A 15,600-nucleotide genomic window follows, 5' to 3' on the forward strand; every position below is an offset into this window, starting at 1 on the left:
GGATTTAGCACCCGACAAGGCGCAGGACGATCGGACCATCAGGAGCGCGGACGGGCCCGCAGGCGCAGGCTGTCACCGACCCAGCGGCTCTCGAGGATCTCCAGCTCCGCGCGTTCGTCCATGCGCGCCAGCGGCCACTCCACCAGCGGACGGGCACTCGAGCCCAGCAGCAACGGCGCCTGGTACAACAGCCACTCGTCCACCCAGCCCCCGCGGGCCAGGGCGCCGGCCAGACCGGGGCCGGACTCGACATGCAGTTCGTTGACCTCGGCGCGTGCCAGCTCCACCAGCACCTCGCCGAGGTCCAGTCCGCCCTCGGGCGAGTCGCTGGCCAGCGCGATCGGCCGCACATCCGCGCCATGCCCGCGCAACGTATCCGCGACCGGCGAACGCGCGGCATCCGGCCCGGTCAGGACCCACACAGGGCCGCTCTTCAGGATCTGGGCGCCGGGGGGCGTGCGCAGCCGGGCATCCAGGATCACCCTGAGCGGCTGCCGGGTGGGCAGATCCGAGTAGTGCGGGTCATCGGGAAAACCGGCCTGGGCAGCCAGCTGATGCGGTTTCATGCGCACGGTCAGGCGCGGGTCGTCGGCCACCACGGTACCGCTGCCGGTCAGGATCGCCCCGGCGCGCGCCCGCCACAGCTGTACGTCGCGACGCGCGGCCTCGCCGGTAATCCAGCGGGACTCGCCCGAGGCCATCGCCGTGCGCCCGTCCAGGCTCGCCGCGAGCTTGATCCGGACCCAGGGACGTCCTTGCTCCATGCGCTGGACAAAGCCCGGGTTCAGTGCCCGGGCCTCGGCCTCGAGTACGCCGGTCTCGACCTCGATCCCGGCCGCGCGCAGCGCCTCCATGCCGCCACCACAGACCCGCGGGTTCGGGTCCTGCATCGCAATCACGGCCCGGGCCACGCCGGCCTGGATCAGCGCCTCGGTACAGGGAGGAGTGCGACCGTGGTGACTGCACGGCTCGAGCGTCACGTAGACAGTGGCCCCGCGCGCGGCTTCGCCGGCCGCGTGCAGGGCGTTCACCTCGGCGTGCGGCTCGCCGGCACACCAGTGCAGCCCCTCTCCGACGACCTCGCCATCGCGCACCAGCACACAGCCCACCCGAGGATTGGGATCGGCACTGAAGCGGCCATAGTCGGCCAGCTCCAGCGCCCGCGCCATGTGACGCCGATCCTCCACCGCCTGTTCGTGTCCCGGCTGTGCCATCAACTGCCCTCCTGCGAATCCCCCGGCGCGGCGGCATCCGTGTCGGCGAGTCCCTCATCGATCAGACGCAGCTGTGAACGGCGCATCTCCGGCGTCAGGTCATCCTCGAGCCGCTCGATGGCCTCGCGGAAGGACTGCACACTGGCAAAGCTCAGATAGATGGAGGCAAAACGGATATAGGCCACATGGTCCAGGGCATGCAAGGCTGCCAGGACCATTTCGCCAATACGGTCGGACTTGACCTCGGGGGCCGCCAGGGACGCGAGCTGGCGCTTGATGTCGTCGATCACGCGCTCGACATCCTCGGTCTTCACCGGGCGCTTGTGCAACGCCCGGCGCAGACCACTGCGCAACTTGTCTTCGTCGAAGGCAACGCGCTCGCCGGAGCGCTTGACCACCCGCGGCAGGCTGAACTCCGCCCGCTCGAAGGTGGTAAAGCGCGCCCGGCACTCGCGGCACTCGCGCCGGCGCCGGATCTGCTCCTGCTCCGGACCGGCCACCCGCGAGTCGACCACGCGGGTGTCCTGAGCGCCACAGGCCGGGCAGCGCATGGCGGGCCGCCGCTACGCCGCGTTATTCGGGGGCGCCGTAGACCGGGAAGCGGCGGCAGATCTCGACGACCTTGTCGCGGGTCGCGTCGATCACCTGCTCGTTCTCGTGGTCGTCCAGCACGTCGGCGATCCAGCCGGCCAGCTCGCGCGACTCCGCTTCGGTGAAGCCACGCGTGGTCAGAGCGGCGGTGCCGATGCGGATGCCGGAGGTCACGAATGGGGATTCCGGATCGTTGGGCACGGCGTTCTTGTTGACCGTGATGTTGGCGCGACCCAGCGCGGCGTCCGCGGCCTTGCCGGTCATGCCCTTGGACACCAGGCTCAGCAGGAACAGGTGATTGTCGGTCCCGCCGGAGACGATGTCGTAGCCACGCTCGACCAGGACCTCGGCCATTGCGCGGGCGTTGGCGATCACCTGCTTCTGATAGGTCTTGAATTCCGGCTCCAGGGCCTCCTTGAAGGCCACCGCCTTGCCGGCGATCACGTGCATCAGCGGGCCGCCCTGGGTACCCGGGAAGATCAGCGACTGGAACTTCTTGTTCAGCTCCGGCTGGCCCTTGGTGATGATGAAGCCGCCACGCGGCCCGCGCAGGGACTTGTGCGTGGTAGAGGTGACCACGTGGGCGTGGTCGATCGGGTTCGGGTATTCGCCGGCGGCGATCAGGCCGGAGACGTGGGCCATGTCCACCATCAGGTAGGCGCCCACGGAATCGGCGATCTCGCGGAAGCGCTTCCAGTCGACCACGCGCGAATAGGCGGAGAAGCCGGCGACGATCATCTTCGGCTGGTGCTCGGTGGCCAGGCGCTGGACCTCGTCGTAGTCGATCAGACCCTCGTCGGTGATGCCGTACTGCACCGCGTTGTAGATCTTGCCGGAGAAGTTCGGCTTGGCGCCGTGGGTCAGGTGACCGCCGGCGTCCAGGCTCATGCCCAGCACGGTGTCATGCGGCTGCAGCAGGGCCATGTACACGGCCGCGTTGGCCTGCGAGCCGGAATGCGGCTGCACGTTCGCGTAGTCGGCGCCGTAGAGCTGCTTGAGGCGATCGATCGCGAGCTGCTCGACGATATCCACATACTCGCAGCCACCGTAGTAGCGCTTGCCCGGATAGCCCTCGGCGTACTTGTTGGTCAGCACGGAGCCCTGGGCCTCCATCACGCGCGGGCTGGTGTAGTTCTCGGAGGCGATCAGCTCGATATGCTCTTCCTGGCGCTGCGCCTCCTTGCTGATGGCGCCCCAGAGTTCGTCGTCGTAGCCGTGGATACTCATGTCGATCGAAAACATTCGGATCTCCCGTTTCATTACTTTCGTGGATTCGGTTTCCCGGCGCGCCGACTCACCGGCGCAGGCCTGGGAAGGGGGAAACAAAGACGCGTAATGATAGGGGATGCGGGGCTTTTTTTCAGGTGGCCGCCACGCCATGGCCAGACCACCGTCCAGGTAGCGCACAACGCAAGAATCCAAAGCCTTCCGTATTTTCAGCTACATACGGCCTATTGCGCGCTGCCGGGCAAGCTCGACAGGGTAGCCATGGCCTCCGGCGCGCACGGCCTGGTGTCCCGTTTCTTTACACCCAATCCTGGCCGGGTAAACCCCTCTCGCGGCACTGAGAATGTACCCGCCGGGCGCCACTCACCCGAACGGCGTAGTCGTCGGTGTCACACTTTTTTACGCCCGTCCAGTCCCGCTGCCATCCGGCAAAAGGCGCATCCTCCTATCGGTCTGTTTTTTCGAATGAATTAGCGCGCATATGGGAATGGCACCGTTTCTGCATAGCCCTGAGTGCACAAGGACCGGATGGGCCGGATCCGCGCAAGCCACCCAGGGGGCTATTCCCAGGGAAGGTGCATCGAATGAACCCCAAACGTATTACACCCTATTTCGCGAGTGCCGCCCTGTTGCTGGGCCTGGGCCTTTCCGGCGCCGCACAGGCTTCGTTGATCAGCTGCGCCAGCCTGGATGGCGGCGTTGAAAACCGCGTCACCGCCAACATCGGCTGCCAGATCCTCGAACCCCTGGATGGGCATGCAAACGACCCTGTGGGAGGCGACCCCTCCAACTGGATCGTCAACACGGCCGGTGGCACGGGCTTTTTCGGCATCAGTGACTGGCAGTTCGATGGCCGCTGGGAAGATCCGCCGAACAGCAACGGCGATCCGCTGGAGTTTGATCCGGCCGATCCGACCCTCAACCTGGTCACGCTGGACGGAACCTCCCAGGGCGGGACCTGGACACTGGATCCGAGCTTTGTCTACGGCGACCTGCTGTTCCTGTTCAAGGATGGCCGCGGCACCAATCTGACCGGGTTCCTGATGACTGGCTATAACGGCAGCTACCTCTCGCCATTCATTGACCCGCCGTTTGACTTCCCGGGTGCAAGCCCCAAAGACATCTCCCACGTGAGCATCTACTACCGTCCGAACGGGCAGGTACCGGAGCCCCACACACTGTTGCTACTGGGTCTGGGTCTGGGCTTGCTGGGTATCGCCGTCCGCCGCAAAGCACGCAGGGACACGATGGCGGCCTGATCACGTCCTGCTCGACTTGGCATGATGGCGCCCATGTGGCGCCATCATTTCGTTCATGCCTCCTGATCCACAGTGATTCGCTCGCCTCGACCGAACATGTCCGGTTCTTTTACATCTCGGCCGTAACCCACGACCGCCTCTCCACATCAAATCTCACAAGCGATTGTTTCATCGCCCGAATCCCCCATCTCGTCGAACATGGCACGAAGCGTGCTGCATTCCCGCCTTGTGAGTGATGGCACTTTCAGGCGATCCGCGCCCCAGCCGCATTCATGAGAAACCATGGAGGGACTTTCGTCCCATGGAGGTAAGCTCGATGTCATGCAAGCCATTGCTCTCGTTCCTGGCCGGAACGGTGTTCCTGTTGACCCTGTCGCTCTCCGGGGCCACCCAGGCCGCACTGCTCGATTGCACTGCCCTGTCCGGCAACGTCGGTGACAAGGTCACCAACAATCTCGGCTGTCAGATTTTGTCGCCACTGGATGGCGCAGCCACCGACTCCACCACCGGCGATCCCTCCAGCTGGCTTGTGAATACCGCGGGCGACACCGGATTCTTCGGAATCAGCGACTGGCTATTCGACGGCCGCTGGACCTCCCCCGGGTCGAACAGCTCGACCCTCGCCAGCTTTGATGGCAATCGCCACAGCGGGCAATGGAACCTCGATTCCGAATGGGACTATGGAGACCTGCTGTTCGTGTTCAGTCATGGCAGCGGCACCAACCTGGTCGGCTTCCTGATGACCGGGATCAATGGCGATTACAGCTCACCCTTCACCCAACCGCCCTTCAGCTATCCGGGTGTGGCCACACGCAACATCTCGCATATCAGCGTCTATTACCGTTCGGGCGAGGTCGGCACCGTCCCCGAACCGAAGACGATGCTGCTGATGGGACTGGGGCTCGGCCTGCTCGGGCTGATGCTTCGCCGGAACCGACGCCAGGGGCCCCGTTTTCCGGCCTAGGCGAACGCCCAACGGCCCGTCGCCGCGCCATCAAGGGCACGCCTGTCGGGCGTGTCCTTTACCCTGATTGAAGAGGGGCCTGCACAGGACCGCGGATGACCGAAGGCGAGGCGATCCCCATCGCCCCCGGCCCGCAGGCACAGTCGACCTGAACGCGAACGTGCTATTTGATCGGCGTCTCCCTAGAATCCTCGGCACTGCCGCGATTCGTTCCCGGCATGACCCCGGAGGGCGTATGAATCGATCCAGTGTGCCGAGGGCCGACCGGCGATGGCTGCAACGCCTGCTGCCAGTGCTCACCCTGGTCAGCCTGCTACTGGCCACCAACGCGCAGGCCGAATCGCGCTTCATCAATATCGGCACAGGCGGGGTCACCGGCGTGTATTACCCGGCGGGCCAGCACCTGTGCCGCCTGTTCAACACCCGTCGCGACGAGCACGGGATGCGCTGCACAGCGGAGAGCACCGGCGGCTCGGTCTTCAATCTCAACATGATCCGCTCGGGCGACATGGACTTCGGCGTCGCGCAGTCGGACCTGCAGTACCACGCCTATCGGGGCTCCGGGCGTTTCGAGGAATTCGGGCCCGCTCCCCATCTCCGGGCGGCGTTCAGCCTGCATGCCGAACCCCTCACCCTGGTGGTGCGCCCCGACGCAGACATCGAGGGGCTGGATGACCTGCCCGGCAAGCGCGTCAACATCGGCAACCCAGGCTCGGGCCAGCGCATCCTGATGGAAGAACTGATGGGGGCGCTGGGCTGGGACCAGGACACCTTTCGCCGGGTGAGTGAGCTGCCCTCGCGCGAGCAGGCCCAGGCGCTTTGCGACAACCGCATCGACGCCTTTGTATTTTCCGTCGGCCACCCCTCGGCCGCGATTCAGGAACCCATCGCGACCTGCAACGCCCGACTGGTGTCGATCGAGGGTTCAACCGTCGACCAACTGGTCGAGGACACCCCTTATTACCTGCGCGCGCTGATCCCCGCCGGCACCTACCCGGGCCAGGACGACGACATCCATACCTACGGTGTCGGCGCCACGCTGGTGACCTCGACCCGCACCTCGGAACGCGCGGTCTACGAGATCACCCGCGCGGTGTTCGAGAACTTCGAGACCTTTCGCGGCCTGCATCCGGCCTTTGGCCCGCTGGAGCGCGAGACGATGGTGGACGAAGGACTGTCGGCCCCCCTGCATCCGGGGGCCCAACGCTATTTCCGTGAAGCGGGGCTGATCGAATGAGCGATACCAGGGGGACCACCGGGGGGGCCACGGAACCGGCCGACAACGCGGCCGAGACTGCTCAGGAGCTGGAATCCGGCGCACGTCATCCGGGGCGCGGCACGCGCAGCCTGATCTGGCTGACGGCGGTGGCCTGGTCTCTGTTCCAGATCTGGATCGCCTCGCCCCTGGGCGACTGGCTGGATTTCTTTGTCGTCTCGGACACCGAGGCGCGCTCGATCCATCTGGCCTTTGCAGTCTTCCTGGCCTATCTGCTGTTTCCCGCGATCCGGCCGGGCACACGCCACGTGTCCTGGCCACGCGCCATTGGCGTGACCTATGCCCTGGGCGGGCTGGTCCTGATGGTGTTCGGGATCTGGCAATTGCTGGGCCTGGAGCGCCTGGCCGAGGTCTACGTGATCATCGGGCTGACCCTTCTGGTGGTCGCATTGCCGCTGCTGCGCGGCCATGACCCCATCCACCACATACCGCTGACCGACTGGATGTTCGCTGCAATCGCGGCCTTCAGTGCGCTGTATCTGTACCTGTTCCACGCCGAGCTGGCTGACCGTCCCGGGGCGCCCTCGGACGTCGACCTGATCGTCGCCGGGATCGGCCTGATCCTGCTGCTGGAGGCCACCCGGCGGGTACTGGGCCCGGCGCTGACGATCATTGCCGCGATCTTTTTGTTCTACACCTTCGCCGGCCCGATCATGCCGGACATCATTGCCCATCGCGGCGCCAGCTATCCGCGCGCGATGGCCCAGCAGTGGCTGTCCAACGAAGGCGTGTTCGGGATCGCGCTCGGCGTCTCGACCAGCTTCGTGTTCCTGTTCGTGCTGTTCGGCGCGCTACTGGAACGGGCCGGCGCCGGCGACTACTTCATTCGCGTGGCGTTCTCGCTGCTGGGGCACATGCGCGGTGGCCCGGCCAAGGCGGCGGTGATGGCGTCCGGGATGACCGGCGTGGTCTCGGGCTCGTCCATCGCCAATGTCGTCACCACCGGGACCTTCACCGTGCCCCTGATGAAGCGGGTCGGCTTCAGCCCGCACAAGGCCGGGGCCGTGGAGGTCGCCAGCTCGGTGAACGGGCAGCTGATGCCGCCGGTGATGGGTGCGGCCGCGTTCCTGATGGTCGAGTACGTCGGGATTCCCTATGTCGAGGTCCTCAAGCACGCGATCCTGCCGGCCCTGATCGCCTATATCGCGCTGATCTACATCGTGCACCTGGAGGCCTGCAAGAACGGCATGGAGGGCCTCAAGCGCGCTACCGTCACCACCTGGCGCGGCCGCCTGATCAGCTTCGGGATTACCGTCTCCAGCCTGATCATCCTCGCCGCCGCGGTGTACTGGGGGCTCGGCTGGATCAAGGACCTGGCCGGCGACGCCGCCGCCTGGATCATCGCCGCTTTGCTGTTTACCGCCTATATCGTGCTGCTGTGGATTGCCGCCCACGAGCCGGAGGCGGAGCCGCTGGATACCGAGCGTCCCCTGCCGCGCGTGCTGCCCACAGTGCTGGGCGGCCTGCACTACGTGCTGCCGCTGGTGGTGCTCGTCTGGGCCCTGGTCGTGGAGCGCCTGTCGCCGGGGCTTTCCGCCTTCTGGGCCGTGGCGTTCATGATCTTCATCGTGCTGACCCAGCGGCCGCTGGTGGCGCTGTTCCGGCGCCAGGGCCGGCTCGCCCAGGCGACCTGGGTCGGGGTGTGGGAGCTGTTCCAGGGCTTCGAGACCGGCGCGCGCAACATGATCGGCATCGGGGTGGCGACCGCGGCGGCCGGGATCATCGTCGGCACCGTCGCGATGACCGGGGTCGGACTGGTGCTGACCGACCTGGTCGACACCCTGTCCGGCGGCAACCTGCTGATGGTGCTTTTGCTGACCGCGCTGATCAGCCTGGTGCTGGGCCTGGGGCTGCCGACCACCGCTAACTACATCGTGGTCGCGACCCTGATGGCCCCGGTGATCGTGGAGCTGGGCGCGCAGAACGACATCCTGATCCCGCTGATCGCCGCGCATCTGTTCGTGTTCTATTTCGGCATCATGGCGGACGTGACGCCGCCCGTGGGGCTGGCCTCGTTCGCCGGGGCGGCCGTCGCCAAGGCAGACCCGATCCGCACCGGCATACAGGCCTTCGCCTACAGCCTGCGCACCATCGCGCTGCCGTTCTTCTTCATCTTCAACAGCCAGCTGCTGCTGATCGGCGTGGATAACGTGTTCCAGCTGCTGCTGGTCTTCCTCGGCTCGCTGGCGGGCATCCTCCTGTTCACTGCGGCGACCCAGGGCTGGTTCCTGGCCCGCAGCCGGCGCTGGGAATCGGCACTGCTGCTGGTCAGTGCGTTCGTGCTGCTGGCCCCGACCGTACTGATGGACCGCGTGGCGGAGCCCTACGAGCGTGTGCCGGCCGAACAGCTGTTCGAGGTCGTGGAGACCGTCCCGGATCGCGAATCGCTGCGGGTCGAGGCCACCGGCATCGACCTGGAGGGCCGCGAGATCACCCGCACCGTGATGTTCCCGCTGGGCGACCCGGGCCTGGAGCCGCGCGAGCGCCTGTCCGATGCCGGACTCGATGTCACCTTCGATACGGACACGGAAAAAGCGCGCATCCAGACGGTTGCTTTTGGCAGCCCGGCCGGCCGAGTAGGCTTGGAAGGAGGCTGGACGATCACCAGCGTGCTCGTGGATACGGACCGCCCGAGCCCCTACTGGTGGTACCTCCCGGGCCTGCTGCCGGCGCTGCTGGTGGCCTGGAACCAGCGCCGTCGCGAACCGCCCGCCGGGCCGACCGCGACGGCACCGGCGCTCAGCGCCTGACGACCCACGCGACAGGAAGACGGCACCATGGAACAACCCAAGTACGGCTTTAACGTGATTCTGAGCGTCCCGATGGATACGGCCATCGAGCGCACGACGGCGGCACTGGGCGAGGAGGGCTTCGGCATCCTCAGCGAGATCGATGTAGCCGCCGCCTTCAAGAAGAAGCTGGATCTCGATCATCGCCCCTATCGCATCCTCGGCGCCTGCAACCCGCATCTCGCGCGTCATGCCATCGAGGCCGATCCCAACATCGGGCTGCTACTACCCTGCAACGTCCTGGTGCAGGACAACCAGGACGGGACCTGCACCGTCGGCTTCATGGACCCGGTAGCGGTGATGGCCCTGGTGGACAAACCGGGCGTCGAGGCCCTTGCCAGCGATGTCCGGGAACGCTTCGAACGGGTCCGCCAGGCACTGGAAGCCGGTGAGCCTGCCACCCGGTGAGAGATAACAAGGACCATGCCGCGCCGCTCGCGGAGGCGATTCGCGAGGCCAGCGTTGCGGGGACCCGAATCGCCGTGCGCGGCGGGCGCCAGCATGGTGATCAGAGCTTCCCCGACGGCCTCCCCTCCGGTGTACTCCAGCTGGAGACCCGCGAGCACCGGGGTATCGCGACCCTGGAGCCGAGCGAGCTGGTCGTCACCGTGCGCAGCGGAACGCCCGTGGTCACGCTGGACCAGGCGCTGGCCGAGGTCGGCATGATGCTCCCCTTCGAGCCCGCGCTGGGTAATCCCGAAGCCACCGTCGGCGGCATGATCGCGCTGGGGATGTCGGGACCGCGGCGCCCGTGGGCCGCCGCGCTACGCGATGCGGTGCTGGGCACCCGGGTTGTGAACGGACGTGGCGAGATCCTGCAGTTCGGCGGCCAGGTCATGAAGAACGTCGCCGGCTTCGATGTCTCCCGTCTGATGTGCGGCAGCCAGGGCGGTCTCGGGCTGATCCTGGAGACCAGCTTCAAGCTGCTGCCAAGACCGCCCTGCGAGCGCTACCTGCAACGCGAGGATGATGCGGAGTCGTTCGTCGCGCGCTGCAGCGCCTGGGGGCGCACCGGGTGGCCGTTCTCGGGGATCGCCTGGCACGACGGCGTCACCCATATTCGGCTCGGTGGCGGCGAGGAGGCGGTCGACGAGGCCATCCAGCGCATCGACGCCGAACCGGGCGACCCGGCCCGGGGCTTCTGGGACGCGCTGAGGGACCGCAGCCTGCCCCTGTTCACGGACGAGCTGGCCGCCGAGGCCCGGCTGTGGCGGATCAGCCTGCCGCCGGCGACGGAACCGCTCGCGCTTTCCGGCGAATGGCTGATGAACTGGGGTGGCGCGGAGCGCTGGCTGCGCACGACGGAGCACGCTGAGACCGTGCGCCGCGTCGTGACCGACGCCGGCGGGCACGCCCGCCTGTGGCTCGGCGACGCCCCGGGCGTGCCCCGCCTGCACCCGCGCGGGAAGGCACTGGAGGCCCTGGAAGGCCGCCTGCGCGAGTCCCTGGACCCGGATGGCGTCTTCTTCGCCCCCCTGCTGCCGAACCCGCGCTCCCGCCGGCCGCGCACGACCTGAGCCATGGAGACCCGGCTGCACAAACGCTTCGCCGATGACCCGGCCGCGCGCATTGCGGAGGATGCGCTGCGCGCCTGCGTGCACTGCGGCTTCTGCAACGCGACCTGCCCGACCTACCAGGAACTAGGCGACGAGGTCGACGGCCCGCGCGGCCGCATCTACCAGATCAAGGAAATCCTCGAATCCGGCGAGGCCAACCCGACCGCGCGCACCCACCTGGACCGCTGCCTGACCTGTCTCAACTGCATGACCACCTGCCCCTCCGGCGTGGATTACAACCACCTGGTCGCCTATGGCCGGGAGGTGATCGAGCACGACCTCGACCGAAACTGGCGTGACCGGGGCCTGCGCAGCCTGCTGGCCCGCGCCCTGCCCGCACGCTGGCCGTTCCGAATGGCCCTGGGGCTGGGGCGCCTGGTCCGCCCCGTCCTGCCGGCGACCCTGCGCCGTCGGGTACCCGCGCGACAGGAAGCCCACGAAACGACACAACCGACCCCTTCGCCAACCCTGGAAGGTTTCCCCCACGGGCGCATCCTGCTGCTGGCTGGCTGCGTACATGACGCGATTGACGCACGCACCAACGCCTCGCTGAAGAACCTGCTGGGGCGCCTCGGCATCGACGTCGTGGAAGTCGCTGAAACGCGTTGCTGCGGCGCGGTCGAACATCACCTGGCGTTCGAGGAGCGCGCCCGGCAACGGGTGCGCGCCAACCTCGACGCCTGGAAAGGCGTACTCGACCAGGGCGTGGACGCGGTGGTCAGCACCGCCAGCGGCTGCGGTGTGATGCTGCGCGACTACGGCCACCTGCTGGCCGGCGACCCCGACTACGCGGAACGCGCACGCACCGTTGCCGAGCGCGTACGCGATCCGGTGGAACTGTTCACCCCCGCTGCCGTACAGAAGCTGGGCATCCGCGCGCCGCAAGGCCACGACCCGATCGCCTGGCACGCCCCCTGCACCCTGCAGCATGGCCAGCGCCTGGCCGGGCGCGTAGAGCCGCTGCTGCAGACGGCCGGCTTCGAACTGGTACCCACAGCGGAGCCACACCTGTGCTGCGGTTCGGCGGGGACCTATTCGATCACCCAGCCGGCGATGGCCGCCCGGCTGCGTACCCGCAAGCTGGACAACCTGGAGGCCGCCACGCCCGCGCGCATCGTGACGGCCAACGTCGGTTGCCAGACGCATCTCCAGTCCGGGACCGACACCCCGGTCGAGCACTGGCTGACGCTGCTCGAACGCCATTGCCCGGCAACTCCCGCCGGTGCGTAGGGGCGCTTGCCCGGACCGGTACGGCACACTAGATTCCCCCTTTTCCAATCCGGTAGACGCATCCATGCAGGCAAAATCCTTCCTCCCCCCGCAGCGCACCCTGATGGGCCCCGGCCCCTCCGACGTGAATCCGCGCGTGCTGAGCGCGATGAGCCGCCCGATCATCGGTCACCTGGATCCGGTGTTCGTCGGCATGATGGAGGAGATGAAAGGCCTGCTGCAGTACGCGTTCCAGACCGAGAACGCGCTGACCCTGCCGGTCTCCGCTCCCGGCTCTGCCGGCATGGAGACCTGCTTTGCCAACCTGGTGGAGCCGGGCGACAAGGTGATCGTCTGCATCAACGGCGTGTTCGGCACGCGCATGAAGGAGAACGTCGAGCGCTGCGGCGGCACGGCGGTGGTGGTCGAGGATGACTGGGGCGCCCCGGTCTCCCCGGGCAAGGTCGAGGACGCACTGAAGGGCAACCCGGACGCGAAGATCCTCGCCTTCGTGCATGCCGAGACCTCCACCGGCGCCTGCTCCGACGTCGAGACCCTGTGCCGGATGGCCCGCGAACACGACTGCCTGACCATCGTGGACGCGGTCACCAGCCTGGGCGGCAGCCCGCTGAAGGTCGACGACTGGGGCGTGGATGCGATCTACTCCGGCTCGCAGAAATGCCTGTCCTGCACCCCGGGTCTTTCGCCGGTCAGCTTCAGCCAGCGTGCGGTGGAGCGTATCCAGGCGCGCAGCCACAAGGTGCAGAGCTGGTTCCTCGACCTGAACCTGGTGATGGGCTACTGGGGCGGCGGCGGCAAGCGCGCCTACCACCACACCGCACCGATCAACGCCCTGTATGCGCTGCACGAGTCGCTGGTCATCCTCGCCGAGGAAGGCCTGGAGAACAGCTGGACCCGCCACGCCCGCCACCACGCAGCCCTGCGCGCGGGCCTCGAGGCCATGGGCCTGACGTTCCTGGTCGACGAGGCCCACCGACTGCCGCAACTCAACGCCGTACACGTCCCCGAAGGCGTGGACGAGGCCGCCGTGCGTGCGGAGCTGCTGGAGCGCTACAACCTCGAGATCGGCGCCGGGCTCGGCCCCTATGCCGGCAAGGTCTGGCGCATCGGCCTGATGGGCCATGGCGCCAACGAGCGCAACGTGTCGCTGTGCCTGTCCGCGCTGGAGGCGGTACTGGCCGACATGGGCGCAGTGAAGCCGGGCCAGGCCCTGGCCGCCGCCCGCGCGAGCTACAAGCAAGCGTAGCGCTGGACCACCCGAGCCAATAACGAAACCTGCGGGAGACGCAACATGACGCTATCCGAACTGCTGCAGTACCTGGACGAAAATATGGACGGGGTCTTCCTGGACGGCGACCCAGCCGCCACGCTGGACAAGGCACGCGAAGGCTCGCACCGCAACCCAATCGCCGCCGAGGTGCTGGTGGCGTTGATGGACGGTGCCGGCGCCGATCGTCCGGATGCCACCCTGGAGCGCGCCGAGGCGGTCAAGGCCATCGGCCCGGTACGCCTGAAATACATGGCCGACGACGCCCCGGTCGAGGGCTTCCGCCTGGTCGAAAAGACCATCGTCACCATCGACGCCGCCTACAACGACGAGGCCCTCTCCTCACGCGGCTGACCCCCATCCCCCGCCGTCCCGGAAACCGCATGGCGGTTATCCGGGACCTCGCGTGCACTGGCGGCGGCCGGCACGACGGAACACTTCCTGGACGACAGGTCGCAACCGCACCATCGGGCCCATTCAAACCAGACCGGCCAGTGCCAGCACCGCTCCGGCCATGCTGGCCCCGATCAGCGCCCCCATCGCGACGTCGCTGGGATAGTGCAGCGCCAGCACCAGGCGCGAAGCGGCGACCAGGGCGGCGAACGGCACCACCAGCCAGGCCCAGACGGGGAACCATGCCACCAGCACGACCGTGAATCCCACCGCATGCATGGTGTGGCCGGAGGGAAAGCTGAACTTGTCCAGCGGGTCCACCGTGCGGGTGAACGGACGGCCTCGATTGCACGGTCGCGGTCGGCTGGTGCGACGCTTGAGCCACTTGTACAGCGGTAACGACGCCAGCCCCACCACGGCCATCTGCAGGCTGACCCAGGCGGCCTGCGGACCGTGGAACAGCGGCAGCAGGAGCATCAGCCCGTACCAGAACACCCCGTCCCCCAGCCGGCTGATCAGTCCGAAGAAGCGGCTGATCGCCCACTGACGATTGACCTGATTGCACAGCTGGCAGATCGCCAGCTCCGCCTCATCCATGCGCCGAGGCATGCGCATCACGGGCCTCCGTCTGCACCAGTTGCACCAGGACCGACTCGAAGCCGCCGATCACTTCGGACCAGTCCAGCGTGGACGCATGCTCCCGCGCACGCGCGCCGAGCAGCGGCCACTGCTCGGGATGGCCGGCGAGCTCGCGTGCCGCGCGCACGAAGGCCTGCTCGTCGACCCGGCGACTGCCGGTCAGCGAAACGCGGACACCCGATACGCCATCGGCCAGGTGCTCGTGAGCGGCGGCCGTATCGAAAGCGAGCACCGGAAGGCCGCTGGCCATGGCCTCGATCACCACATTGCCGAAGGTCTCCGAGGTCGACGGGAACAGGAACAGGTCCCCACTGGCGTAGTGCTGCGCGAGGGCCTGTCCGGTCTGCTGCCCGGCGAGAATGACATCCGGATGCGTACGCGCCAGACGCTCGCGCTGAGGGCCATCCCCCACCAGCACGAGCCGCGCATCGGAACGAATCGTCTGGATCGCGCGGAAGGCGGCGATCACCAGATCCAGATTCTTCTCCGCGGCCAGGCGTCCGACATGAATCACGACCGGCACCGGGCCACTCGCACCCCACTGCCCCCTCAGGGTCCGGGAACGACGCGCGGGGGTGAAACGCCGGGTATCCACCCCCCGCGCCAGGACACCTACTCGTTGAAACCCCTGATCCCGCAGTTCCTCGGCCAGCGCACGGGTGGGTGCCAGAGTGGCGCCACAGCGGTTGTGAAACCGGCGCAGTAGACGCCGCACCGGGAGCGTCAGCAGTCCCAGCCCGTAGTGGCGGGCATAGCCATCGAAGCGCGTGTGAAAACCCGAGGCCACCGGGATACCCAGCTGCCGGGCCACCGCCAGCGCGGCATGCCCGAGGGGTCCTTCGGTGGCGATGTACGCGACATCCGGGGGTGAGTGCCGCCACAGGCGGCGCAAGCGGCGCGTGGAGGGCAAACCCATCCGCAGCCCCCGGTAGCCGGGGATCGCCAAACCGGGCAGCGTGACATCCTCGGGGCTCGAAACATGCCGGGGACCCGCGACGGGCTGATCCAGCGCCTGCCGCGGGCGAATCACCTGGACCCGATGGCCCCGTTCCCGCAGCCCCTCGGTCAGCCGTTCGAGGGTATGCGCCACACCATTGACCTCGGGTGGCCAGGTCTCGGTCACGAGGGCCACGTTCAAACGACCTGGATTCGGGCCACGCGATGCAAGGGGAAACGGGGCTGGCATCGTCGCGGC

At 67.4% G+C, this 15,600-nt stretch carries 14 protein-coding genes; 9 read left to right on the forward strand and 5 right to left on the reverse strand.

What is annotated here, in order from left to right:
• Nucleotides 1-38: 38 nt before the first annotated feature.
• From ribD to glyA, 3 genes are read right to left on the reverse strand one after another with little or no spacing between them, the layout of a single operon-like run.
• On the reverse strand, nt 39-1,214 hold the full coding sequence (ribD, locus tag F791_RS0107980; RefSeq protein WP_018138459.1) for a bifunctional diaminohydroxyphosphoribosylaminopyrimidine deaminase/5-amino-6-(5-phosphoribosylamino)uracil reductase RibD: 1,176 nt from the start codon (nt 1,212-1,214) through the stop codon (nt 39-41).
• Nucleotides 1,214-1,765: a transcriptional regulator NrdR gene (gene nrdR, locus F791_RS0107985; RefSeq protein WP_018138458.1), complete on the reverse strand. Its 552-nt coding sequence runs from the start codon at nt 1,763-1,765 to the stop codon at nt 1,214-1,216. The genes ribD and nrdR overlap by 1 nt, the downstream gene beginning before the upstream one ends.
• Before the next feature lie 22 nt (nt 1,766-1,787).
• Nucleotides 1,788-3,047: a serine hydroxymethyltransferase gene (gene glyA, locus F791_RS0107990; RefSeq protein ID WP_018138457.1), complete on the reverse strand. Its 1,260-nt coding sequence runs from the start codon at nt 3,045-3,047 to the stop codon at nt 1,788-1,790.
• Between the two features lie 569 nt (nt 3,048-3,616).
• On the opposite strand from glyA, the gene F791_RS0107995 reads away from it, so the two are divergent.
• The 9 genes from F791_RS0107995 (at nt 3,617) to F791_RS0108035 (ending at nt 13,727) form a co-directional block, all read left to right on the forward strand.
• Entirely contained in the window at nt 3,617-4,291 is a 675-nt protein-coding gene (locus F791_RS0107995; RefSeq protein WP_018994790.1) for a PEP-CTERM sorting domain-containing protein, read from the forward strand.
• A 331-nt stretch (nt 4,292-4,622) separates the two neighbouring features.
• Entirely contained in the window at nt 4,623-5,255 is a 633-nt protein-coding gene (locus F791_RS0108000) for a PEP-CTERM sorting domain-containing protein (protein ID WP_018994789.1), read from the forward strand.
• A gap of 235 nt (nt 5,256-5,490) precedes the next feature.
• A complete protein-coding gene (locus tag F791_RS0108005; protein WP_018994061.1) occupies nt 5,491-6,492 on the forward strand; it encodes a TAXI family TRAP transporter solute-binding subunit in 1,002 nt (333 codons plus the stop codon).
• Nucleotides 6,489-9,281 carry a TRAP transporter permease gene (locus F791_RS0108010; RefSeq protein ID WP_018994787.1) on the forward strand — a complete coding sequence of 931 codons (2,793 nt, stop codon included), beginning with the start codon at nt 6,489-6,491 and terminating at the stop codon, nt 9,279-9,281. Before F791_RS0108005 ends, F791_RS0108010 begins: the two co-directional genes overlap by 4 nt.
• A 27-nt stretch (nt 9,282-9,308) precedes the next feature.
• A complete protein-coding gene (locus F791_RS0108015; protein ID WP_019592429.1) occupies nt 9,309-9,728 on the forward strand; it encodes a DUF302 domain-containing protein in 420 nt (139 codons plus the stop codon).
• The gene (gene glcE / locus F791_RS0108020) at nt 9,725-10,837 is read left to right on the forward strand and encodes a glycolate oxidase subunit GlcE (protein WP_019592430.1); all 1,113 of its coding nucleotides are present in this window, start codon (nt 9,725-9,727) and stop codon (nt 10,835-10,837) included. The genes F791_RS0108015 and glcE overlap by 4 nt, the downstream gene beginning before the upstream one ends.
• A gap of 3 nt (nt 10,838-10,840) precedes the next feature.
• The gene (gene glcF / locus F791_RS0108025) at nt 10,841-12,106 is read left to right on the forward strand and encodes a glycolate oxidase subunit GlcF (protein ID WP_018994064.1); all 1,266 of its coding nucleotides are present in this window, start codon (nt 10,841-10,843) and stop codon (nt 12,104-12,106) included.
• 64 nt (nt 12,107-12,170) lie between these two features.
• A complete protein-coding gene (locus tag F791_RS0108030; protein WP_018175470.1) occupies nt 12,171-13,352 on the forward strand; it encodes an alanine--glyoxylate aminotransferase family protein in 1,182 nt (393 codons plus the stop codon).
• Nucleotides 13,353-13,397: 45 nt separating this feature from the next.
• The gene (locus F791_RS0108035) at nt 13,398-13,727 is read left to right on the forward strand and encodes a hypothetical protein (protein WP_018138448.1); all 330 of its coding nucleotides are present in this window, start codon (nt 13,398-13,400) and stop codon (nt 13,725-13,727) included.
• A 123-nt stretch (nt 13,728-13,850) separates the two neighbouring features.
• Here F791_RS0108035 and F791_RS0108040 read toward each other — a convergent pair whose 3' ends face one another.
• Both F791_RS0108040 and F791_RS0108045 read right to left on the reverse strand, forming a co-directional pair.
• Entirely contained in the window at nt 13,851-14,381 is a 531-nt protein-coding gene (locus tag F791_RS0108040) for a phosphatase PAP2 family protein (RefSeq protein WP_019592432.1), read from the reverse strand.
• Nucleotides 14,356-15,543, reverse strand: coding sequence for a glycosyltransferase family 1 protein (locus F791_RS0108045; RefSeq protein ID WP_019592433.1), 1,188 nt, complete (start codon nt 15,541-15,543; stop codon nt 14,356-14,358). Before F791_RS0108045 ends, F791_RS0108040 begins: the two co-directional genes overlap by 26 nt.
• Between the last annotated feature and the right edge of the window lie 57 nt (nt 15,544-15,600).

This window comes from Thioalkalivibrio sp. ALRh, from assembly GCF_000381425.1.
Lineage (GTDB): Bacteria > Pseudomonadota > Gammaproteobacteria > Ectothiorhodospirales > Ectothiorhodospiraceae > Thioalkalivibrio.